Source organism: Ruegeria sp. BG8, assembly GCF_056538325.1.
Window position 1 is genome coordinate 109303 of record NZ_JBQFSZ010000006.1, and the last position, 22727, is coordinate 132029.

25 protein-coding genes are annotated in these 22727 nt (G+C 57.2%); 17 read left to right on the top strand and 8 right to left on the bottom strand.

The features are described 5' to 3' along the window. Positions 1 to 223: 223 nt before the first annotated feature. From ACR0DG_RS13660 to ACR0DG_RS13680, 5 genes are all read left to right on the top strand, one after another. Entirely contained in the window at positions 224 to 1213 is a 990-nt protein-coding gene (locus tag ACR0DG_RS13660) for an NAD(P)H-dependent flavin oxidoreductase (protein WP_480697990.1), read from the top strand. Between the two features lie 83 nt (positions 1214 to 1296). After that, the gene (locus ACR0DG_RS13665) at positions 1297 to 2085 is read left to right on the top strand and encodes an exodeoxyribonuclease III (protein WP_480697989.1); all 789 of its coding nucleotides are present in this window, start codon (positions 1297 to 1299) and stop codon (positions 2083 to 2085) included. 76 nt (positions 2086 to 2161) lie between these two features. Beyond that, positions 2162 to 3079, top strand: a complete 918-nt coding sequence (trxA, locus tag ACR0DG_RS13670) for a thioredoxin (protein WP_480697988.1) — start codon at positions 2162 to 2164, stop codon at positions 3077 to 3079. Positions 3080 to 3106: 27 nt separating this feature from the next. After that, positions 3107 to 3748, top strand: coding sequence for an LON peptidase substrate-binding domain-containing protein (locus ACR0DG_RS13675; protein ID WP_480697987.1), 642 nt, complete (start codon positions 3107 to 3109; stop codon positions 3746 to 3748). 29 nt (positions 3749 to 3777) lie between these two features. Next, the gene (locus ACR0DG_RS13680) at positions 3778 to 3930 is read left to right on the top strand and encodes a Trm112 family protein (RefSeq protein ID WP_480698134.1); all 153 of its coding nucleotides are present in this window, start codon (positions 3778 to 3780) and stop codon (positions 3928 to 3930) included. Here the strand turns inward: ACR0DG_RS13680 and ACR0DG_RS13685 are convergent. Beyond that, positions 3927 to 5153, bottom strand: a complete 1227-nt coding sequence (locus ACR0DG_RS13685; RefSeq protein WP_480707184.1) for an FAD-dependent monooxygenase — start codon at positions 5151 to 5153, stop codon at positions 3927 to 3929. The two genes, ACR0DG_RS13680 and ACR0DG_RS13685, sit on opposite strands and share 4 nt — an antisense overlap. 89 nt (positions 5154 to 5242) lie before the next feature. On the opposite strand from ACR0DG_RS13685, the gene ACR0DG_RS13690 reads away from it, so the two are divergent. The 4 genes from ACR0DG_RS13690 (at position 5243) to ACR0DG_RS13705 (ending at position 11405) form a co-directional block, all read left to right on the top strand. After that, entirely contained in the window at positions 5243 to 6571 is a 1329-nt protein-coding gene (locus ACR0DG_RS13690; RefSeq protein ID WP_480697985.1) for an amidase, read from the top strand. 107 nt (positions 6572 to 6678) lie between these two features. Then, positions 6679 to 7860 (top strand): aminotransferase class I/II-fold pyridoxal phosphate-dependent enzyme, encoded by a 1182-nt coding sequence (locus tag ACR0DG_RS13695; RefSeq protein ID WP_480697984.1) that lies wholly within the window; start codon positions 6679 to 6681, stop codon positions 7858 to 7860. A gap of 14 nt (positions 7861 to 7874) precedes the next feature. Further along, positions 7875 to 10769 carry a DNA translocase FtsK gene (locus ACR0DG_RS13700; RefSeq protein WP_480697983.1) on the top strand — a complete coding sequence of 965 codons (2895 nt, stop codon included), beginning with the start codon at positions 7875 to 7877 and terminating at the stop codon, positions 10767 to 10769. A gap of 39 nt (positions 10770 to 10808) precedes the next feature. After that, complete coding sequence (locus tag ACR0DG_RS13705; RefSeq protein WP_480697982.1) at positions 10809 to 11405, top strand: LolA family protein; 597 nt, start codon at positions 10809 to 10811, stop codon at positions 11403 to 11405. Positions 11406 to 11417: 12 nt separating this feature from the next. Here ACR0DG_RS13705 and ACR0DG_RS13710 read toward each other — a convergent pair whose 3' ends face one another. Beyond that, positions 11418 to 11999 (bottom strand): transglycosylase SLT domain-containing protein, encoded by a 582-nt coding sequence (locus ACR0DG_RS13710; RefSeq protein WP_480697981.1) that lies wholly within the window; start codon positions 11997 to 11999, stop codon positions 11418 to 11420. A gap of 60 nt (positions 12000 to 12059) precedes the next feature. Next, positions 12060 to 12941 (bottom strand): AEC family transporter, encoded by an 882-nt coding sequence (locus tag ACR0DG_RS13715; protein ID WP_480697980.1) that lies wholly within the window; start codon positions 12939 to 12941, stop codon positions 12060 to 12062. Positions 12942 to 13021: 80 nt separating this feature from the next. Between ACR0DG_RS13715 and hspQ the strand changes: the two genes are divergently transcribed. Then, positions 13022 to 13348 (top strand): heat shock protein HspQ, encoded by a 327-nt coding sequence (hspQ, locus tag ACR0DG_RS13720; protein ID WP_480697979.1) that lies wholly within the window; start codon positions 13022 to 13024, stop codon positions 13346 to 13348. Positions 13349 to 13359: 11 nt separating this feature from the next. Here hspQ and ACR0DG_RS13725 read toward each other — a convergent pair whose 3' ends face one another. Beyond that, positions 13360 to 14937 (bottom strand): gamma-glutamyltransferase family protein, encoded by a 1578-nt coding sequence (locus ACR0DG_RS13725; protein WP_480697978.1) that lies wholly within the window; start codon positions 14935 to 14937, stop codon positions 13360 to 13362. A gap of 16 nt (positions 14938 to 14953) precedes the next feature. Between ACR0DG_RS13725 and ACR0DG_RS13730 the strand changes: the two genes are divergently transcribed. Next, the gene (locus ACR0DG_RS13730; RefSeq protein WP_480697977.1) at positions 14954 to 15136 is read left to right on the top strand and encodes a hypothetical protein; all 183 of its coding nucleotides are present in this window, start codon (positions 14954 to 14956) and stop codon (positions 15134 to 15136) included. A 10-nt stretch (positions 15137 to 15146) separates the two neighbouring features. Here ACR0DG_RS13730 and ACR0DG_RS13735 read toward each other — a convergent pair whose 3' ends face one another. Together ACR0DG_RS13735 and ACR0DG_RS13740 are read right to left on the bottom strand one after the other, a co-directional pair. Continuing rightward, the gene (locus ACR0DG_RS13735) at positions 15147 to 15587 is read right to left on the bottom strand and encodes an ATP-binding protein (protein WP_480697976.1); all 441 of its coding nucleotides are present in this window, start codon (positions 15585 to 15587) and stop codon (positions 15147 to 15149) included. Positions 15588 to 15618: 31 nt separating this feature from the next. Then, entirely contained in the window at positions 15619 to 15957 is a 339-nt protein-coding gene (locus ACR0DG_RS13740) for an STAS domain-containing protein (RefSeq protein WP_480697975.1), read from the bottom strand. Between the two features lie 102 nt (positions 15958 to 16059). Here ACR0DG_RS13740 and ACR0DG_RS13745 point away from each other — a divergent pair, with 102 nt between their 5' ends. Further along, on the top strand, positions 16060 to 17232 hold the full coding sequence (locus tag ACR0DG_RS13745) for a thiolase family protein (protein WP_480697974.1): 1173 nt from the start codon (positions 16060 to 16062) through the stop codon (positions 17230 to 17232). A gap of 60 nt (positions 17233 to 17292) precedes the next feature. Then, positions 17293 to 17748 carry a GAF domain-containing protein gene (locus tag ACR0DG_RS13750; RefSeq protein WP_480697973.1) on the top strand — a complete coding sequence of 152 codons (456 nt, stop codon included), beginning with the start codon at positions 17293 to 17295 and terminating at the stop codon, positions 17746 to 17748. A 38-nt stretch (positions 17749 to 17786) separates the two neighbouring features. Here ACR0DG_RS13750 and ACR0DG_RS13755 read toward each other — a convergent pair whose 3' ends face one another. Together ACR0DG_RS13755 and ACR0DG_RS13760 are read right to left on the bottom strand one after the other, a co-directional pair. After that, positions 17787 to 18176, bottom strand: a complete 390-nt coding sequence (locus ACR0DG_RS13755) for an SHOCT domain-containing protein (protein WP_480697972.1) — start codon at positions 18174 to 18176, stop codon at positions 17787 to 17789. Positions 18177 to 18286: 110 nt separating this feature from the next. Beyond that, positions 18287 to 18568: a DUF1294 domain-containing protein gene (locus ACR0DG_RS13760; protein ID WP_480697971.1), complete on the bottom strand. Its 282-nt coding sequence runs from the start codon at positions 18566 to 18568 to the stop codon at positions 18287 to 18289. A gap of 117 nt (positions 18569 to 18685) precedes the next feature. Between ACR0DG_RS13760 and ACR0DG_RS13765 the strand changes: the two genes are divergently transcribed. Genes ACR0DG_RS13765 through ACR0DG_RS13780 form a run of 4 tightly spaced genes read left to right on the top strand, consistent with a single transcriptional unit; the run spans position 18686 to position 22727 of the window. Next, complete coding sequence (locus tag ACR0DG_RS13765; RefSeq protein WP_480697970.1) at positions 18686 to 19255, top strand: helix-turn-helix domain-containing protein; 570 nt, start codon at positions 18686 to 18688, stop codon at positions 19253 to 19255. Continuing rightward, positions 19256 to 19879 carry a LysE family translocator gene (locus tag ACR0DG_RS13770; protein ID WP_480697969.1) on the top strand — a complete coding sequence of 208 codons (624 nt, stop codon included), beginning with the start codon at positions 19256 to 19258 and terminating at the stop codon, positions 19877 to 19879. It abuts the gene before it with no gap. Positions 19880 to 19883: 4 nt separating this feature from the next. After that, on the top strand, positions 19884 to 20264 hold the full coding sequence (locus ACR0DG_RS13775; RefSeq protein WP_480697968.1) for a GFA family protein: 381 nt from the start codon (positions 19884 to 19886) through the stop codon (positions 20262 to 20264). A 15-nt stretch (positions 20265 to 20279) separates the two neighbouring features. Continuing rightward, a complete protein-coding gene (locus tag ACR0DG_RS13780) occupies positions 20280 to 22727 on the top strand; it encodes a GcvT family protein (RefSeq protein WP_480697967.1) in 2448 nt (815 codons plus the stop codon).

Genomic DNA, 22727 nt, shown 5'->3' on the forward strand with positions numbered 1-22727 from the left:
AAGTGATACTCTGGAAGCATATTTAGGTTACTCCCAACCCGTGCATGTCCGGGTTATGACATGTACCTCCCTGTTGGACTGCCGGGCCGTATGGCCCGGCCTTTTTTTGTTTTGGGCGCGTTTACAGCCGGATATGGGTTTGCCTTTCGTGAACCGGCACGGGTTGACTTAGCCAACGGAACACGTGCCAATTCGGCCCATCGAATGAGGAGGGGGAAGTTTGATGCGCGATATCCGGGACCTGTTGAGTATTGAAAAACCAATCCTCTCGGCGCCAATGGGTGGGGCAGCGGGGCCCGATCTTGTGGCCGAGGTCTGTAACGCAGGTGGCTACGGCGTTATCCCGCTTTGGGGCAGTCCAGCAGATCAGGTCGAGGACGGTATCAATAAGGTGCGCGCCCTGACCGATCGAAATTTTGCGGTCAATTTGAACCTCGCCTTCCCATACGAAGATCAGCTGCAGGTTTGTATCGACAAACATGTTCATGCGGTTTCGCTGTTTTGGGGTATGGAGCCGTCTGCAATTGCAACGGCAAAAGACGCGGGCTTAGTCGTTATGGCCAGTGTCGGTGATGCAAGTGAAGCCCGCGCTGCGCAAGACGCGGGCGCAGATATCATCGTTGCCCAAGGCTGGGAGGCTGGCGGTCATGTCTGGGGGCAGGTGTCGACCATGGCGCTGATTCCGGCTGTCGTTGATGCCGTGACCATTCCTGTGATTGCAGCGGGTGGTATTGCTGACGGGCGCGGAATGGCTGCGGCCTTGATGTTGGGTGCCTCGGCCGTTTGGATTGGAACGCGGTTTCTGGCCAGTACCGAAGCGACAATACACGATGATTACCGCACGCGCGTTCTGAACGCGACTGAGGCACATACTGAATGGTACAACGACTTGTATGATGTGAAATGGCCGCAAGCGCCGCATCGGGCGCTTAAGAATTCTACTGCCGAGAGATGGAAAGAAGCGGGCTCTGCCGGTCCGGGTGGCCGACCGAACGAACAAGAAATCATTGGCCACCGCCCGAATGGAGAGGCTGTCGTTCGCTATCAAAGCTATACGCCTTTACGGGGTACTGACGGCGATATCGAAGCTATGTCGCTTTGGTCCGGGCAAGGTGTTGCATTGGTGCGAAACGTACAGCCCGCGGCCGAGATCGTTGACGAGATTTTCAACGACGCCAAGGCGTTGCTGAATGCGGGTGTTTCGCGGCTCTGACCAGTCAAAACTCTGATTTTCCGATGGTACCCTGTGAGGCACCAAGTTAACTTGCGGCAACCGCTAAAAAGGAATACCCGTTCATGTCGTTTACGCTTGCTACCTGGAACATCAATTCAGTTCGCCTTCGCGAACCTATCGTGTTGAAATTGTTGCAGGAAGAAGCGCCGGATGTTCTGTGTTTACAGGAATGCAAATCTCCGGTCGAAAAGATCCCCACCGAAGGGTTCGCGGCACTGGGCTATACCCATATGATTGCCCGTGGGCAGAAGGGATATAACGGCGTTGCGATCCTGTCCCGTTTGCCGATGGAAGAGGTGGGCGACAAGGATTTCGCAGGGCTGGGCCACGCCCGCCATATTGCCGGGCGTTTGGAAAACGGTGTGACAATACACAATTTCTATGTGCCAGCCGGAGGGGATGTGCCAGACCGTGAAGTCAACGAAAAGTTCGGTCAAAAGCTGGACTACCTGACAGACATGCGTGATTGGTTTAACGCGGAAAAACCGGAAAAATCCATTCTTGTGGGCGATCTGAACATCGCGCCGCGCGAAGATGATGTGTGGTCGCACAAACAGCTTCTCAAGGTCGTGTCACACACCCCGATCGAAGTGGAAACGCTTGCCGAAACACAGGATGCAGGCGGCTGGGTTGATGTGACACGGCAGGATATTCCCGAAGGGCACTTGTACAGCTGGTGGTCCTACCGGGCGCGCGATTGGGATGCAGCAGACAAGGGGCGACGCTTGGATCATGTCTGGGCCACAGGGGATATTGCAAACGCAGGTCACTCCAGCCGGGTGCTGCGTGACGCGCGGGGGTGGGAAAAACCCAGCGATCACGCGCCGGTCTTTGCGACATTCGATCTGTAATTGCGCAACTCTGCCCTTGGTTTCTGCCGATAGCGGTTGCATATAGGGCCAAAGTTCGAACGAAAGAGTGATTGCCATGGACCTTCTGAACGCCACCGCCGGAGCTGATGCAGCAGACCTTATCATTGACGGGTCCGAAGCCACTTTTATGGCTGATGTGGTTGAGGCTTCTCAGGAGACTCCGATCATCGTGGATTTCTGGGCGCCTTGGTGTGGTCCGTGCAAGACGCTTGGTCCGATGTTGGAAGAGGCTGTGACTGCCGCCAAGGGTGCGGTGAAGATGGTCAAGATCAACGTGGACGAAGCACAGATGATCGCATCCCAGATGCGTATTCAGTCGATCCCGACGGTCTATGCCTTTTACAAGGGGCAACCGGTCGACGGGTTTCAGGGCGCATTGCCGGGATCCGAGATCAAAGCGTTTGTGGATCGCGTCATCGAAGCTGCCGGTGGTGAAAGCCCGGGTGGTCAACTGGACGAAGCGGTTCAGGCTGCCGAGGAAATGCTGGCCGAAGGTGCGGCAGTAGACGCGGCACAGACATTCTCGGCCATTTTGGGTGAGGATCCAAACCATGCCGCGGCCTACGGAGGATTGGTCCGCGCGCATATCGCGACCGGTGATCTGGAGCAGGCCGAAGCAATCCTGAACGGCGCACCCGCAGACATTTCGACCTCGCCCGAGGTTGAGGCGGCGCATGCGCAGTTGGAGCTGGCCAAGCAGGCCGCAGATGCCGGCCCCGTGGCTGAACTGACAGCGGCTGTCGAGGCGGACGCGGAAAACCACCAGGCGCGGTTTGATCTTGCACAGGCCCTGCACGCAAACGGTGACGTTGAAGAAGCCGTTGCTCAGTTGCTTGAGCTGTTTCGCCGCGACCGGGAATGGAACGATGGCGCAGCCAAGGCGCAGCTGTTTACGATCTTTGACGCGCTCAAGCCAAACGACCCGATTGTTTTGAATGGCCGTCGCAAGCTCAGCTCGATGATATTTGCCTAATTCTCGATCAGAGCTACACTCGAATACATGATGCATCCCGCTGATCTGCCGGAAACGGTTTCCGTTTTCCCTTTGCCGGGGGCGCTGTTGTTGCCCCGGTCGCGCCTGCCGCTGCATATATTCGAGCCGCGGTATCTGCAGATGCTGGACGATGCCCTGAAAACGCCCGAGCGTTTGATTGGCATGGTGCAGCCAAACCCGTGCAAGAGTAACGAAAGCAAGCTGCACCAGATCGGGTGCGCTGGTCGTGTTACGCAGTTCTCGGAAACCGAGGATGGGCGTTACCTGATCACATTGACCGGGATTTCCCGTTTTCGCGTCAAATCCGAGCTGGATGCGTTTACGCCATACCGTCGGTGTACTGTGTCTTGGGACGGGTTTGACCGGGATCTGGGCAAGACCGAACAGGATGACGGTTTCGACCGCCCGCGTTTTCTAAACCTGCTTGAAAGGTTCTTTTCGTCCCGGCAACTTTCGACAGATTGGGATACCTTGAAGGATGCAGATGATGAGCTTTTGGTGAACTCATTGTCGATGCTTCTGGATTTCGACCCGGAAGAAAAGCAAGCCCTTCTCGAAGCGCCCTGCCTGCGCACTCGCCGGGAAACACTTGTAACACTGATTGAATTCGCCATGCGTGGCGGATCGAATGAGGAAAAATTGCAGTGAGCGCACCGGAACACACCTTTGATCGCCATATGCTTGAGGCCCTGATCTGCCCGCAGACGCAGACAACGCTGCATTACGATGCCGAAAAGCAGGAATTGGTGTCGAAAGCGGCGGGTTTGGCCTTTCCCATTCGCAACGGTATTCCCGTCATGCTGGTCGATGAGGCACGCGAGCTGGACTAAATCGCGCGTCCCTGTAACAGCTTGGGCAAATCTCCGGTCAGGCCAGCGGCCTCGCGCACAAAGCCGCGTCGAAGGCCCGGCAGCGAGCCAACGATCCCCATGCCGATATCACGCCCCATGCGCAACAGCGGATTGTCGTTCGAAAACAGTTTGTTGAACATGTCGGTCGCCATTGCCAGTGACGCGGTATCGAACCTGCGCCATTCCTGATACCGCTCAAGAACAAGGGTCGAGCCGATGTCTTCACCGCGTCTTTCGGCAAGTGTCAGAACCTCGGCCAAGGCGCCGACATCGCGCAATCCGGCGTTCAGCCCCTGACCCGCAATGGGGTGCATCCCGTGCGCGGCATCCCCAACTAAGGCCATCCGGTCGCTGATAAAGGAATTGGCGATGGTCAGGTTCAATGGATAGGTAAAGCGATCCCCTGCCAGACGGATGTCGCCCAGAAAATCGCCGAAACGGGGGCGTAAGACCTGCAGGTAGTCGGCTTCTGGCATCGCGTTAATACGGTGCGCCATTTCCGTCCGCTCGCTCCACACGATCGAGCTGCGGTTGCCGGTCAGGGGCAAAATCGCCAGCGGCCCTGGTGGCATGAAAAACTGATGCGCAATGCCGTTATGGGGCAAATCATGTTCGATGGCGCAGACAAGCGCCGTTTGCCCATAGTCCCACCCGCTGCGCTTGATGCCGGCACGCGCAGCGGTTCCGCTGCGTCGGCCATCGCATCCGACAAGCAGTCCACCTGTCAGAACAGAACCATCGTCCAATGTCAGCGACACGTTTGCTGCGTGCGGTGCTTGCGCGACAACTGTGCGCCCATTGATTTGGGTAATGTGTGGATGTTCGTCCATCGCGTCCAGAAACGCGCGGCGAAGATGGCGATCTTCGACCATGAAACCCATCGGGCCTTCTTCGATTTCGGCATGATCGAAATGCAGAAAGAAAGGGGAAGGTCCTGCGCCCGCGTGGCCATCGGTGACCTTGATCTCAAGCATGGGTTGGGCGTTATCAGCAACTTTGCCCCAAACGCCAATCGCCTCTAACAGCCGCTGAGACGCAAGGGCCAGCGCATACCCCCTCCCGTCAAACGCGGCATCCTTGCGCGCAGCCTCGGCCAACGCGTCGATCACCGTGATGGAATGCCCGGTTTGTGCAAGGGCGAGGGCCAAGGCCGGGCCGTTCAGGCCGCCGCCTACGATCAGGATATCCGAGGTCTTTTCCATAGGTCGCAATATGCGTGCCCTTTCGGGATTGTCCATGTGCGGTCCTGTCGCTACCGTCCATTCACGGCAAAATTTTCAAGGGGGTAGCGATGCACGACTGGTTGACCATGACGGCATGTGATCTGGGTCGGGGGATTGGCATGGGTCAGATCGACCCGGTTGAGTTGACCGAAGTTTACCTGTCCGCAATCGACGCGCACCCGCACCGCGACCGCATCTATGCTCGGGTCACCCATGATCGTGCCCGGGCTGAGGCCTCTGCCGCGCAGCAACGCGCTAAGTTGGGATTACGCAGATCGCTGTTGGATGGTGTTCCCATCAGCTGGAAAGACTTGTTCGATACGGCCGGAACAGCGACTGAGGCTGGATCGGCCCTGTTGAAGGGCCGCGTGCCTGACACCGATGGTGTTGTTGTTCGCAACGCCACCGCAATGGGCACAGTGTGTCTGGGCAAAACGCACATGAGCGAGCTTGCCTTTTCGGGGCTCGGCCTGAACCCGATCACTGGAACGCCGCCCTGTATCGACGACGAAGATGCCGTTCCGGGTGGGTCCTCGTCAGGGGCTGCGGCGTCTGTTGCATGGGGTCTGGCTGCTTGCGGTATCGGGTCGGACACGGGCGGTTCGGTTCGAATTCCGTCGGCTTGGAATAACCTTGTCGGTCTCAAAACCACGGCTGGCCGTATTAGCCTGGAAGGTACCGTGCCACTGTGTCTTCGTTTTGATACAATCGGTCCATTAGCCCGATCAGTCGAGGATGCGGCCCATATGCTGGCCCTGCTTGAGGGTGGCACTCCTGCGGACCTTAGGGGGGCTAGCCTGCAGGGCAGGCGGTTTGCCAATCTTCAAAACGTCGCGCAAGACGATCTGCGCGACGCACCACGCAGCGCGCACGAGACAGCATTGGCAAGGCTGCGGGATGCCGGCGCAGAAGTGGTGCCGCTTGAAGTACCCGAACTGAACGAAGCGATGTCGCTGTCGGGGGTTTTGTATACAACCGAAGCCTATGGCCTGTGGCGCGACGTGATCGAGGCGAACCCCGATGCGATGTATCCCGAGATATTGGAACGGTTCCGAGCGGGTAAGAATGTCTCGGGGCCGGATTACATCGCGGCGTGGTCGCGTTTGAAAGCGTGTCGGGCTGCGTGGGATGCCGCCACTGCAGGCTTTGATGCCGTCTTGGCACCTACCGCGCCAATACTGCCCCCCAATCTGGACCGATTGTTGAATGACCATGACTATTATGTCACCGAAAATCTGCTGGCCCTGCGCAACACGCGTATCGGCAACCTGATGGGGCTTGCTGCCCTGACGGTGCCGACCGGAACACCGGGCTGTGGGCTAATGATGATGGGCTATCCGGGCTCGGAAGAGGTGCTATTGCGGCATGGATCAGCGGTCGAGGCCGCGTTGGCCTGAATGCCACAATCCCCTGATTCGCGGCCACTTTGTCTGGACGTAGCCGAGCGTGGCCTGTAACCTGCCAGCAAACGGGGCGAAATGATCCCGATATTGAGGCTGTAGTTATGAATTTCCCCGAGCGGTTTTCGAACCTTCCGGAATACGCGTTCCCGCGTCTGCGCACCCTGTTGGACCACCATAAACCGGGCGGCGATGTCGTTCACATGACCATCGGTGCCCCCATGCATGACTTTCCGGCTTGGGTGACAGATGTTATCACGGAAAATGCCGCTGGTTTTCAAGGTTATCCGCCGAATGAAGGCTCGCCAGAACTGCGCGGTGCGATCTCGGGCTGGATCAAGCGGCGCTATGGCGTCCAGATGGATCCAGACACTGATGTGATGGCTTTGAACGGCACGCGAGAGGGGCTGTACAACGCCGCGATGGCGCTGTGCCCCGAACAGAAAAACGGTCAGAAACCGGTCATTCTGTGCCCGAACCCGTTTTACCAGGTTTACATGGTCGCCTCACTTTCGGTTGCGGCTGAACCGGTGTTCGTGCCTGCGACCGCAGCCACAGGCCACTTGCCCGACTACGCCGGTTTGCCAGAGGATATCCTGAACCGAACCGCTGCAGCCTACATCTGTTCGCCCGCTAACCCGCAGGGCGCTGTGGCATCGCGCGATTATTGGGCCGAGTTGATCCGTCTGGCAGAAAAATACGATTTCCGCATTTTTGCCGACGAATGCTATTCCGAAATCTACCGTGACGCCCCGCCCACGGGTGTTCTGACGGTCGCGCAGGACGTGGGCGCTGACCCAGAGCGGATTACCTTGTTCAACTCGCTTTCCAAGCGATCCAATCTGGCCGGATTACGGTCGGGCCTGATCGCCGGGGGTCCGGAAACGATCAAACGGGTCAAACAGTTGCGCAACTACGCAGGCTCACCATTGCCGCTGCCGCTGCAAGCGGCGGCTGCCAAGCTGTGGGCGGACGAAGACCATGTCGTAGAGAACCGCGCGCTTTACCAGGAAAAATACGTCATCGCGGACGAAGTCTTTGCGGGTGTGCAGGGATATATGCCACCCGAAGCGGGATTTTTCCTGTGGCTGCCGGTCGATAATGGCGAAGAAACCACATTGAGGCTTTGGAAGGAAACCGGGGTTAGGGTCCTTCCGGGTGCATATCTTTCTCAGGGTGATCCGGGGCAAAACCCGGGCGAACATTTTATTCGGGCTGCATTGGTGGCCCCAAAAGAAGAATTGCAGCAGGGGCTGATCACGCTCCGTGACTGCATCTATTCGTGAGGTACGAGGGCAAAATGGCATCATTGAACGCGCGCAATCGCGATCCATTGCTGGACAGCACGACACAGGCAGCCATCGAGCGGCGCAGTAAAGAGCTGATCGGGCTTGTCCTGATCCTGCTGGGCTTGGCTGCGGCTGCGATGATCTGGTCCTATACGCCGGATGATCCGAACTGGATGGTGTCCACCGACGCACCGGTGCAGAACTGGATGGGGCGGATCGGGGCCTCGATTGCCGCGCCTTTGTTCATGATTGTTGGCTGGGGCAGTTGGAGCATCGCGCTGGTCCTGATCGGCTGGGGCGTACGCTTTGCTGGCCATTTTGGCGAAGACCGCGCCATCGGCAGGCTGATTTTCGCGCCGATCTGGATCGCGATCGTGGCGGTTTATGCTGCTACTCTGGTTCCGGGTGAGGCTTGGCGTTCCACGCACAGCTTTGGTCTGGGCGGACTGTTCGGCGATACCGTTATGGGCGCTTTGCTGACTTTGCTGCCGATAGCATCGCATTTCATGGTCAAAATGATGTCGTTCGTCATGGCGATGGGGATGTTGGCGCTGGGTGTATTTGTGTTGGGCTTCACCAAACAGGATGTCCGCCAAGGGATCCGTGCCTTCCTGCTGGGTCTTGTTGTGTCTTACGACGGTTTGATGAACCTGCTGGGACGCGGGGCTGCAGCGACGGCGCAAGCCGCTCGTGACCGCAGGTCAGCTTGGGACGAACGCAAAGCTGCGCGCGCCGAGGCGGCCGAGGCCGTTTTTGACGATGAATATGTTTACGACGATCCGATCTATGATGAGCCTCCGCTGGAGTCGCCCGAACCGGCAAAAGCCGGGCTGCTGTCTCGTTTGCCGGATCTGATCCGCAGGCCCGAACCAATGCCCGAGCCAGAGTTGATCGACCCAGAACCGTTGGCCGATTTTGAAGACATGCCTGGCGAAGATCGCATCCGCTCGAAAATCTCTGCCGCTGTTCGTAACCGCAAGGTCGCTGCAGGTGAGATGGCACCTGAACATGATCCAAATCTGCCGCTTACGAAAGGGCGGGGCCGTGGGCCCGATCCGTTGATCTTGAACCCTGCGGGTGCTGGTGGCCTGCCACCCGAGCCTCCGATGACTTCTGTCGGATTGCCACCCGAACCAGTTCTATCGGCACAAGCTGAGCCAGCGTGGCAGGAACCCTTGCATCAGGACTTTGCCCCCGCACTTGAGTCTGAAGACGATGCAGTCTTTGAGGAAACGGTCGAGCCTGTGCCACAGGCCCGTCCTGCGATGAAAATCCCAGTGGCCGAGCCGCGCAAGCCGGTCGTCGCCCAACCCGTGCGGCGCACACCGCAACCCTCTCGTCGCGCTCAGGCCGAGGCGCAACCTGCGCTCTCATTCGAGGATAAGCATTCCGATTTCGAATTGCCTCCGCTGGGACTGCTGTCGAACCCGGCCACCATCCAGCGTCACCATTTGAGTGATGAGGCGTTGGAAGAAAACGCACGTATGCTTGAAAACGTGCTGGACGACTATGGCGTCAAAGGCGAAATCGTCAGTGTCCGACCCGGTCCGGTTGTCACCATGTACGAGCTGGAGCCTGCACCGGGCCTGAAAGCCAGCCGTGTGATTGGTTTGGCGGACGATATCGCGCGATCCATGTCTGCATTGTCCGCGCGGGTATCGACCCTGCCGGGCCGCTCGGTGATCGGGATCGAACTGCCCAACGAAAACCGCGAGATGGTGGTGCTGCGCGAAATTTTGGCCAGCCGCGACTTTGGCGATGGCAATCACGCGCTGCCGCTGGCGCTGGGTAAAGATATCGGCGGTGAGTCCGTCGTGGCGAACCTAGCCAAGATGCCTCACCTGCTGATCGCGGGTACGACCGGTTCGGGTAAGTCGGTGGCGATCAACACTATGATCCTGTCGCTGCTTTATAAGCTGACACCGGAAGAGTGTCGCCTGATCATGATCGACCCCAAGATGTTGGAGCTGTCCGTTTACGACGGCATTCCGCATTTGCTCTCGCCCGTTGTGACCGACCCGAAAAAGGCGGTTGTCGCCCTGAAATGGGTCGTAGGTGAGATGGAGGACCGCTATCGCAAGATGTCCAAAATGGGCGTGCGTAACATCGCGGGCTACAATGGCCGGGTGAAAGATGCGCTGGCCAAGGGCGAGATGTTCAGCCGCACAGTCCAGACGGGCTTTGACGACGAAACAGGTGAACCGACGTTCGAGACCGAAGAATTCGCGCCCGAAGCAATGCCCTATATCGTCGTTATCGTCGACGAGATGGCCGACCTGATGATGGTCGCAGGGAAAGAGATTGAGGCCTGCATTCAGCGTTTGGCGCAGATGGCGCGGGCCTCGGGTATCCACCTGATCATGGCAACGCAGCGCCCCTCGGTTGATGTGATCACTGGTACGATCAAGGCCAACTTCCCCACCCGGATTTCATTCCAGGTAACCTCGAAAGTCGACAGCCGCACTATCTTGGGCGAGATGGGCGCCGAGCAGCTGCTGGGGCAGGGCGATATGCTGTACATGGCAGGCGGGGCCAAGATCACCCGTTGCCACGGCCCGTTCGTGTCGGACGAAGAGGTCGAAGAAATCGTCAACCACCTGAAACAGTTCGGCCCGCCCGATTACATGAGCGGCGTTGTCGATGGCCCGGCCGAGGAAAAGGCGGACAATATCGACGCCGTTCTGGGCCTGAATACCGGTGGCAACACCAACGGCGAGGATGCTCTGTACGATCAGGCGGTGGCGATTGTGATCAAGGATCGCAAATGCTCGACCTCGTATATCCAGCGGAAACTTGCCATTGGGTACAACAAGGCCGCCCGGCTTGTTGAGCAAATGGAAGACGAAGGCGTTGTTTCCTCGGCAAATCATGTCGGGAAGCGCGAAATTCTGGTCCCCGAGCAATAGGATATTTAATAACAAGGGCAGAACGCATATCTGGTAATCATGAAACAGATTGCTTTTGCCCTTGCTCTGACTTTGGCCGCCCCCGCCGCGTGGGCGGCTGAAAAGCTGCCACTGTCACAGATCTCGAACTATCTGAACGATCTAAAGACCGTTCAGACGACCTTCACCCAAGTCAACGATGATGGCACGCTCAGCACAGGCCAGTTGTGGATGGAGCGACCGGGAAAGATACGGTTTGAATATGATCCGCCCAACAGTGCCGTGGTTCTGGCGCGTGCGGGAACCGTTCAGATTTTCGATCCCAAGTCCAACCAGCCACCTGAACAATACCCGCTACGGCGCACACCGCTTTCTCTGGTGTTGGCGCGAAACGTGAATCTGGATCAGGCAAATATGGTTGTGGGGCACGATTTTGACGGGACGGCCACAGTTGTAACGGCGCAAGATCCCAAGAACCCAGACTCTGGCCGAATTGAGCTGATGTTCACCGACGACCCGGTCGAGCTGCGTAAATGGGTGATCCATGACAACGCAGGCAGCCAGACAACGGTGTTGCTGGGCCAGCTTCAAACCGGTGGAAATTTGGATAACGACTTGTTCTCAAGCCGGAACAGAAGCGGGTCAGGCAATCGCTGACCCGCTGAACTGTTAGTAGCGACAGCTCGCCAGTTGCGCCTGATAAAGCTTGGCGCGCGCATCTACGTTACTGGCGACATTCAGCAACCATGCTTTGTTGTTGTGGCTGCCACGTGCAAAGCCGGTGTGACCTTCGTGATAGGCCAGATATTGGTTGCGCGTGTCGGTGGGATGAATGCCGTTACGTTCGTAGCTTTTGTTCATGTACCAGCCGATAAAGTCGGACGCATCGCGAATACGGTCCCGCTTGGCGCGGCGTTTTCCTGTTTCGCGCTGGTATTCCTTCCACGTTCCGTCCAACGCCTGAGAAAACCCATATGCGCTGCTTTGGCGTCCCATTGGAATAACGCCCAGAACATATTGATGCGGTGTCCGTGCGTCATGTTTATAGCGGCTTTCCTGATAGATCGTCGCCATCTGAACGTGAACAGGGACGCCCCATTTCCGTTCGGTGCTTTGGAAGGCCTTGATAAAATCGGGCCGTTCGCGCGCAATGCTGCACGCGTCATTTAGTTTGCTGGGTGGTTGCTTGGAGCCACCACTACAGGATGCCAGAAGCAGCACCCCGAAGAGTACGAAAAGAATTCTGCTCATGTGCCTCGTGCCTTTTTTCTTTATTCTAACGCAAATTGAGCTTTGAGGAAATCACAATCGTTACAGGACAATAGCTAGAATTATAGGCATTGCGCCCACAGATAACACGGTTGAGACCATGACCATGCCGGCAACGGCGTCTGCGTCCGCCTCGAACCGCTCGGCCAGTAGATATGACGTCACGGCGACGGGTGCGCACATTTGGATGACAAGGACACCAAATGCGATGGGCTCCAGATCAAGCCACCCGCCGATAATCCATCCAAGCCCAAAGCAAACGGCCAATTTGAGCGCTGACAACCAGATAGCCTGACCCAGTTTTCGGGTCGTCAGCCTTGCAATCGCGACCCCGACCGTAATCAGCATCATCGGGATGGCCATCTGACCCAATAAGTCCAGCGTATTGGTCAGAAAAACAGGCGTTTGCCAGCCACGCCACAGGAACAGCGCGCCCAGCAAAGTGGCCCACACCATCGGCTCGCGCGCCACTTTTCCAAACGCGCCTTTTCCCGCGACCAGATAGATGCCGTATGTAAAAGACAACAATGCGGTCACTGCCAGAAAGATAACAGCAAATCCCAATCCGGCTTGTCCAAAGGCGAAAATGCACAAAGGCAAACCAAGATTTCCAGTGTTCCCAAAGATCAAAGGTGCCAGATATGTCCTGCGATCAAGCTTGCCGATGCGCACGAACAGCCCGAACGCAACCGCCAGGACTACATGTCCGGCTATAGCCGCCAAAGTAAAACGCGTCAGCTCTCCTGTTGGGATTTCGGTTTGCATAAGCGCCACGAAAATCAGGCTGGGAACAGCCAGCGTAACGGCAAGGCGCGTCACAAACTGCAGCCGGTATTCGAACCCCAGTTTAACCCAAACGAACCCGATTCCCGACAAAAGGAACACCGGGGCCACGATTTCAAACACTGTTAGCAGGAGGTTCACAGACTGTTTCCCTTAAATTCAGATCATTGATTGGCATTTTTGACGGGAAAAGAGTAGTAAGACTTCCGGGGGCTGAAGAAATGCTGAAAACAAACGCCAAGTATCGACTGGGTCAGGTGGTCCGCCACAAGAAACATCCCTTCCGAGGGGTGATTTTTGACGTGGATCCAGAGTTTGCGAACACCGAAGAATGGTATCAGGCCATCCCGGAAGACAGTCGACCAATTAAGGATCAGCCGTTCTACCATTTGTTGGCTGAGAACGATCAATCCTTCTATGTTGCTTATGTTTCTGAACAAAATCTGGTTGCAGACCAATCGGGTGAACCTGTGGAACATCCTGATATTCCTGACATGTTCGGCCCGTTCGAAAACGGTGCCTATCCGCTGCATTTTCACCTGAACTGATCAGACCCGCGTTAGTATCCAAGGGCGCAGCCGTCTTTTCTGGGGTCACTTCCGCCTTCAAGAACGCCGTCTTCACGGATTCGGATTGCTTGAGCACCGCCAAGCGGTGTTTCCGGAATCTCAACTCTGTGTCCCAAGTCTGACAATTGTTGAGCAGTCTTGGGCGGGATTCCGCGTTCAAGTTTCAGGACGTCACCATCGGCGAAGGCGCGCGGGGCGTCGATGCTGGCCTGAAGGCTCAGCCCATAATCTGTCAGGTTGGACAGCAGGCACGCATGACCGATGGGCTGAAAGGACCCCCCCATCACTCCAAACGGCATTGTTATGCGGCCGTCCTGCACCAGCATACCGGGAATGATCGTATGCATCGGGCGCTTGCCCCCGCCCAGTTCATTGGGGTGCCCATCCTGCAAGGTGAAACCAGCGCCCCGGTTTTGCAAAAGGATGCCGTATTTTTCCGAGGCTATCCCCGATCCAAAGCTATGAAAGATCGAATAGATCAGGGAAACAGCCATACGATCGCGGTCGACGACCGTGATATAAACCGTGTCTTTGTGAATAGCTTCGGTAAGCGGTGCGGCGGCGGGGATGACGCGTTTAGGGTCGATGAGAGCCGACAACTTATCCGCCAGAGCCTGATCCGTGAATTTTGCGGCCTGAGTCGTGTGGTCGGGGTCGGCAATAAAGCGGTTGCGGGCGTCATAGGCCAGTTTCGCAGCTTCTGCCTCGATATGAATACGCTCTGGCCCTAGTGGGTCCATGTTGCCGAGGTCAAAATTCTTCAGCATGTTAAGCAACAATATTGCCGTCGCCCCTTGCCCGTTCGGCGGGTGTTCGAAAAGGTCGGTGCCCTTGTAGTGCCCGGTGACAGGCTGCGTTTCCGTGCATTTGGTATTTAGAAAATCCGAACCGGAGTGCGCCCCGCCCAACTGCGTCAGGGCGTTTAGCATGTCCTCGGCGATTTCACCGGAATAAAAGGCGTCGCGGCCGGATTCTGCAATTTTGCGCAAGACTTTGGCTTGCCCCGGTGCACGGAATACTTGCCCTGTTTTCGGTACATTTCCGTTCAGCAAATAATGATCTCGCGCAGCCCCTTGCAGGGTGGGTGCACCGATTTGCCAGTCCATGGCAACACGGGGTGCGACTGGTACGCCGGTTTCGGCATAGTGGATTGCCGGCTGTAAGATAGCATCGAGCCCCAATTTGCCCTCGGTTTCGGCCAAGTGGCTGAACGCATCGATCGCGCCGGGAATTGTTACGGCATCTGGTGTGTTCAGGGGAACTGCCGTCAAACCTCTTGTCCGCAGTTCTGCAGCATTGGCTGCTGCAGGTGCCCGGCCTGATCCGTTCAGCGCTCGTACCGTGTTTTCACCCGCCCGATTGAACAGAACAAAGCAATCGCCGCCAATTCCGGTCATTTGAGGTTCGCAAATACCAAGCAGCACCGCCCCTGCAATGGCAGCATCCATCGCGTTGCCGCCCTGCTTGAGAACATCCAATGCAACTTGCGCGGCCAACGGGTGAGAGGTGGCACACATACCTTCGGTCGCCAAAACCTCGGACCTGCCCGGTGCGTGAAAATCTCTCATAGCGATGCTTCCTTGATTGAACGCGCAGAACGTATCGCGCGGTCAGGTATTGTCCAGTCAATTCAAGGAGAAGTTCCTCGGCGCCGTTCACTGGGTGGGGGCTGTGACACATGGCGCCGAGGGAAGCTATCTGAGCTACAAGGACATTAATGCCGGCGGTTTGCGGCGCGACAATGGTCTGATCTGGGCCTTATTGTGACCATTTTCGGTCAAGCGGCCCCCGAAAACTCAAAGCGCAGGGACAATCGGTTGCATCCGGCCGTGCGCTCATACCGAATTGCGCTGGTCAATTCGTGGATGAGGAACCACCCAAACCCGCCTTCGGGAAGTTCTTCTATGGATGATCCCAAGGGGGCTGGCTCTCCGTCGGGGACACGGAAGCCGGGCAGCGGGTTGCCGGTATCGGATATCAAAATCTCAAGCCAGTTCTTATGCAATCGGCATCTGACTTTGACCTTGGCGGGGGTTATGCCAGCGTAAGCATGTTCGACGACGTTGTTGATCGCCTCGGCAAGCGCAATCTTTACGTCGGCAGCCTTATGTTGCGGTAGTCCCTGACGTTTTAGGCAGGTGCTGAGCTTGTGGATCCCCGCGCTGGCCTCAGTCTCTGTCGCCGCGAAACTCAAATCCAGACAATTTGCGTCACACATGGGCAAGGTGCCTATTCACGATCCGGTCTGATCAGCGGGCCGAGGCCGATAAGGCGTCATCCAGCGTGGGATACAGCTTGAAAACGGTATCCATTCGCGTCAGCCGAAAAACCTTTTCTACAAAGGGGTGCAGACCAGCAAGGTCAAGTCGCCGTTCGCCTCCCAGTTGCTTCATGGAGGCTACGATTGCACCTAAGCCACTGGAATCAATGAACTCCACGCCTGTGAGATCCAGGACGACCCGCGTGGCACCGCCGTCTGCCTCATTGCGCATGTCTTCCTTGAATTGGATGGCCATCGCCGCGTCGATCCGGTCGGAATGCACCGTTATCACCTGCGTCTCGTCCGTCGTCTTGCTGCTAAGGCTCATACGTACCGATCCTTTAAACTGAAAATCACTGGTAGAAATACGCTAGACGACAATTCTTACCATTCGGTATCCATCAATGGACCAGGAAAGGGGAGCATCTGAATGAAACAAGTCGTAATTGCAGGGGCTGCACGTACCCCGATGGGCGGGTTCCAGGGGATGTTTGACGGTGTGGCGGCCGCCGATCTGGGCGGGACAGCAATCCGCGCCGCGCTGGATGGGGCCGGTGCGCAAACCGTGGATGAGGTTTTGATGGGGTGCGTCTTACCGGCAGGTCAGGGGCAGGCACCGGCACGGCAGGCAGGCTTTGCGGCAGGACTGGGCGAAGAAGTGCCGGCCACGACCCTGAACAAAATGTGCGGCTCGGGGATGAAGGCGGCAATGATGGCTTTCGACCAGATCGCGCTGGGTCACGCCCAGACTATGATTGCGGGCGGGATGGAGAGTATGACGAATGCCCCCTATCTTTTGCCAAAGATGCGTAGTGGTGCGCGGATCGGGCACGGTCAGGTCGTGGATCACATGTTCCTCGATGGGCTTGAAGACGCCTATGACAAAGGCCGTCTTATGGGAACCTTCGCCGAAGACTGCGCCGAGGCGTACCAGTTCACCCGCGAAGATCAGGATGAATATGCGTTGAAATCCCTGTCGAACGCTTTGACGGCGCAAGAGACCGGGGCTTTCACAGACGAGATCGCGCCGGTTCTGACCCGGTCGCGTAAAGGCGAAGTCACTCATGCCGCTGATGAACAACCGCAATCGGCGCGCCCGGAAAAGATCCCTACGCTAAAACCTGCTTTTCGCGACGGTGGTACGGTGACGGCAGCCAATTCTTCGTCGATCTCGGATGGGGCCGCTGCGCTGGTGCTGGCATCAACTGAGGCCGCCGAAGCGCAGGGTTTGACCGTTAGAGCACGCATTCTGGGCCATGCCAGCCACGCGCAGGCTCCGGGTTTGTTTACGACGGCACCGGTTCCGGCGGCGCAGAAATTGCTAGAGCAGATTGGGTGGTCAAAAGACGAAGTGGACTTGTGGGAGGTCAACGAGGCTTTCGCAGTTGTGCCCATGGCCTTTATGCGTGAAATGGGATTATCCCGCGATATCGTCAACGTGAACGGTGGGGCCTGTGCTTTGGGTCATCCGATTGGCGCTTCGGGTGCTCGGATAATGGTGACATTGCTCAATGCACTGCAAAAACGGGGCCTGAAACGCGGGGTTGCCGCTATTTGTATTGGCGGCGGCGAAGGTACGGCCATTGCAATCGAACGGGTTTGACGCCCCGTTTGTTTCGGCATAATTCGCCCTGAGAAACGACCAACTTTCGGAGCGGTGGTGATGACTGTCGACTATCAACAGCTTGGCAAAGCGATCTCTGCCTTGACCGAAGGCGAAACAGATGATGTCGCCCTGATGGCGACCGTCACGTGCGAGGTTCATCACAGTGATGAGCGCTTTGACTGGACAGGCTTTTACCGGGTGACGCAACCGGGAGTGTTGAAGATTGGCCCCTACCAAGGTGGTCACGGCTGCCTTGTGATCCCATTCGACCGTGGCGTTTGTGGCGCGGCGGCGCGGAGCGGCGAGGTTCAGCGGGTCGCGGATGTGGATGCGTTCCCCGGGCATATTGCTTGTGCGTCTTCAACGCGCTCTGAACTGGTCTTGCCTGTGCGAAACGCATCCGGTGAAATCATCGCGGTCTTTGATATAGACAGCGATCAGCCCGATGCGTTCACACAGACGGATGCAGATAAGTTAGATGCAATATTGCGAAACGTTTTCAGCAAGACGTGATGGCCGGGCGGTTTACCGGCCATCAGCAGCGTCGCGTGTCAGGTCGCAAGAACCTTGGCTTTTTGCGTCGTGAATTCTTCATCAGTCAACAGACCTTTTTCTTTCAGCGCGGCAAGACGTTCCAACTCATCTGCGGCTGAGACGGTCGCAACAGAACGGATATAGTCTTTTTGCGCTTGTTCGATCTGTTCCATGGCTTCGGCATTGTGCTGATGCATCTTGTCCCCACGCACGAGCAAATAGGACAGAACGCCTAACCACGGGATAAGGATGACGAAGGCGATCCAGACAGCCTTACCGCCGCCGCTCAGGTCTTTTGAGCGAAAGACATCAGCAACCACTGAAATCATCACCCAGAACCAGGCGACCATCAGGAACAACCAGAAAATTGACCAGACGATGTCGAAGAAACCGATGCCGTTTTCCATATGCACTTAACCCTTTGCTAAATTAAGATCATTTCTGACATTCATAGATCTTATTATTGTAACAATATGTGGTCGCTTTGGCTTCTGAATTATCTGAGTGACATAGGCACCTAGGGCATTGCGGGCAGGATTTGCGTGAAAAACAGGTACAGCAATCCGGCTTGCGCTGCGAAAATACAAAATAGAAAGCCCGAGAACGAATGTTTTCGGGTTTTGTGTCCAAATATCAAACGTCCCAGTATCGCGCCTGGGCTGCCGCCAAGTGCAGCCAACCACAGGAGCCGTTTTTCCGGAACACGGCGTTTTCGGCGCTTGGCCCGCAATTTGTCCCAGCCAAATACCAATAAGGTCAGGCCGTTAAAGGCCCAAAGATAAAGTACCGCGATCCACATATCTGACGGATAGCCAAAGCTGCCACATCACCCAAGTGAAAAAATGCTTGGAATTTTCACCGACTCGGGTCATCGTGAAATTTGCGTTGAGAATTTCACGACAATCCGGAGAGGCCAGTGAACACCCAAGCCCCGAACCGAGCGACCATCGGTGCTGATATCCGGGCCCTGCGCAAAGCGCGCGGGTTGACGCTGACCGAGATTGCAGCCCGGTTGGAGCGTTCCGTCGGCTGGCTCAGCCAGGTTGAGCGTGACATGTCTGACCCCTCGATTTCGGACCTGCGACTCATTGCGAAATGTCTGGGTGTTCCAATGTCGATGCTGTTTGCACATTCTGCCGCGCCTGCCGATGAACAGGGATATGTGGTGCGCGCAGGCTCGCGCCGTCCGATGGGGTCGGGTGACGAAGGGTTGATCGAAGAACTGCTTTCCCCTGACCTGACCGATGACTTCGAAATGGTGCACTCCACGTTCGAGCCTCGTTCGCAAATGCAAACGCCAGCGGATCGCCCGACGCAAGAGGTTGGGTATATCGTATCGGGGCGACTGGACCTGACAATCGGTGATCGCCAATTCTCGGTCGGGCCGGGCGACAGTTTCCGTATCAAGCATGAGCCCTACCAATGGGCGAACCCTTATGATGAGCCCGCCGTGGCCGTCTGGGTCATCGCCCCACCGGTGTATTGAATGAGCTTTGAGGCGTGGACCATATTCGCGCTGTTCTGGGTGGTGTTCGTCACCACGCCGGGGCCGAATGCGGTCAATTGCATCTCGAACGGGATGAGCCTGCCCTTTCCCAAAGCAATGCTGGGCGTGCTGGCGATCCTGACGCAAGCCAGCGCGTTTTTGGTCCTGTCGGCGCTGGGAGTGACAGCGTTGATCGCGGCTTCACCCACCGGGTTTTTCATCGCCAAACTGATCGGTGCAGGGTTCCTGATCTGGATGGGAATCCGCGGTTGGATCAACGCCAGCAGACCTGCGCCCGCGTCCGAGCGACCCGCGCGCCACGTCTATCTGCATGCACTGGCAGTTGCCACGATCAACCCCAAAAGCGTGGCCGGGTATCTGGCGGCGTTTTCCCAATTCGTGCAGCCCGACGTGCCGGTCTGGCAGCAGATGGGGGTGATCATGCCCACTGCGCTGGTCATCACAACGCTCAGCTACACCGGGTTTACTCTGCTGGGCGCGCTGATGGGCAAAGCCGCGCTGGGGGCTGTGTTCAACATCTGGGTTCGTCGCGTGATGGCGACCTGTTTCATCATCTACGGCGTGTTGCTGGGCACCAGCACATCGCCCACAGCAAGGGGGTAAAGACATGCACACCGGTTCCTGCCTCTGCGGCAAGGTTGCCTTCACCATTGACGGAGATCTCAGCCCGCCCAATGCCTGTCATTGCGGTCAATGCCGCAGGCAGTCGGGACATCTTTGGGCCTCATGCGAGACGCATCAGGACAACCTCAGATTTACCTCGGACGAGACGCTGGGATGGTACCACGCCTCGGACATCGCCAAGCGCGGCTTTTGCAGCGCCTGCGGCTCGTTCCTGTTCTGGCAGCACAATGACGAGGACACGATTGCAGTTTCGGTGGGATCGTTGGACGAACCCACCGGGCTGAAACTCGCCCAGCACATCTTTGTGGCGGACAAGGGCGACTACTACGACATCACAGACGACCTGCCCCAACGGGCACACTAACAGGGAAGCAAGACCATGAGTGATTTTCCAACCAAGGCCCGTGTGGTCATCATCGGCGGCGGCGTTGTCGGCTGTTCGTCGCTTTATCATCTGGCCAAGAAGGGCTGGACCGATTGCGTTCTGCTGGAAAAGAACGAACTGACGGCCGGCTCCACCTGGCACGCGGCGGGCAACGTTCCGACCTTTTCGAATTCCTGGGCGATCATGAACATGCAGCGCTATTCGACCGAGCTGTATTCGCGTCTGGCCGATGAGGTCGATTACCCGATGAACTACCACGTTTCGGGTTCGATCCGTCTGGCGCATAGCAAAGAGCGGATGCAGGAATTCGAACACGCCATGTCGATGGGCCGCTATCAGGGCATCCCGATGGAGATGTGGACCCCCGAGCAGGCGAAAGAGCGCTATCCGTTCCTTGAGACCCATGACCTTGAGGGCGTTCTGTACGACCCGACCGATGGCGATATCGACCCGGCCCAGCTGACACAGGCGCTGGCCAAAGGCGCGCGGGACATGGGCCAGAAGATCATTCGGTTCTGCCCGGCGACCAACGTGACCCAGCATGACAATGGCACCTGGACCGTACACACCGATCAGGGCGACATTGCCTGTGACTACGTGGTCAACGCTGCCGGATACTATGCGCAGCGCGTGGGTGAGATGTTCAAACCCTTCGGCGGTCGTACTGTTCCGGCAATGGTCATGAGCCACCAGTACCTGCTGACCGACGAAGTGCCCGAGGTTGAGGCATGGTCAAAGGAAAACGGTGGCAAACTGCCCCTGCTGCGCGACGTGGATATCTCGTACTATCTGCGGCAGGAAAAGAACGGGTTCAACCTCGGCCCGTACGAGCCCAACTGTAAGGGCCATTGGATGACCGAAGACGATCCGATGCCCGATGATTTCAGCTTCCAGCTTTGGAACGACGATCTGGACCGGATCGAAGACATCGTTACCGACGCGATGGAACGTGTGCCGCTGATGGCGACCTCGGGCGTGGGGCGTGTGATCAACGGACCGATCCCTTATGCGCCGGACGGTCTGCCGCTGATTGGCCCAATGCCCGGTGTGAAAAACGCGTTTGAGGCGCACAGCTTTACCTTTGGCATCGCGCAGGGCGGTGGTGCAGGCAAAGTGCTGGCCGAATGGATCGTCGATGGTCATACCGAGTGGGATATGTGGGCCGTCGATCCGCGTCGTTATACCGATTACACCGATCAGGATTACTGCAACCAGAAGGGCATGGAAGTTTATGGCAACGAATACGCCATGCACTTTCCTCATCATGAATGGCCTGCGGCGCGCGACAAGAAAGTCTCGCCCGTTCACGCCAAGGTCAAGGAGTTGGGCGGCGTTATGGGCGCTTATAACGGCTGGGAACGCGCCAACTGGTTCGCCAAGCCGGGCGACGATACCTCGCTTGAAGCCACGCATACCTGGGGCCGGTCTGGCCCGTGGGAGCAGCGGATCAAGGAAGAATGCGAGGCGGTGCGCGATCATTGCGGCGTGCTCGACCTGCCGGGCTTTTCGCGATTCTGGATTCAGGGCGAAGGCGCAGACGACTGGCTGCGTGGTTTCTGCGCGGGCGGTATTCCCAAGGCGGGGCGTATGAACCTAATCTATGTGTCGGATGAGCGAGGCCGTATCCTGACGGAAATGTCCTGTATCCGCCTGGCAGAGAACAACTTTGTCCTCATTACTGCCGCCACTGCGCAGTGGCACGATGGCGAGTTGATCCGCAATTCGGTGCCGTCGACCGTCACGGTTCGCGAAACCACGACCGAGCGCGATACGCTGATCGTCACCGGCCCCAAGTCGCGTGAAATTCTGTCGGGGATCACCGATGCTGACCTTCAGCAAGGCTGGCTGACGCATCAATTTGCCAAGGTTGCCGGACAGGATGCCTTCCTGATCCGCGTGTCCTTTGCCGGTGAATTGGGCTGGGAAATCCACGCTGAAAACGAGGTTATGCCCGCGATCTACGACGCTGTGTTGGGGGCAGGGGCCAAGCCGTTCGGCATGTACGCCCTGAATTCGCTGCGTATCGAAAAAGGCTATCGCGCTTGGAAGGGCGATCTGTCCACTGACTACTCGCTGCTGGAAGGCGGATTGGAACGCTTTGTCAAACTGGACAAACCGCAGGACTTCACCGGTAAGGCCGCGATCCTCAGCGAAAAGCAACAGGGTGTGAAGAAGTCCTTTGTCACTCTGACGGTTGAGGCGGGCGACTGCGATGCGCCCTATATGTCCTGCATCTGGCAAGGGGATCAGATCGTTGGCGAAACGACGTCAGGGGCATGGGGATACCGTGTCGGAAAATCCATCGCGCTGGGTATGATCAAAGCCGAACTGGCAAACCCCGGCACCGCGTTAGAGGTTGAAATCTACGGTCAGAAATACCCTGCTGTAGTGCAGGAAAATCAACCGCTCTGGGATCCGGAAAACGAAAGACTGCGGGCCTGA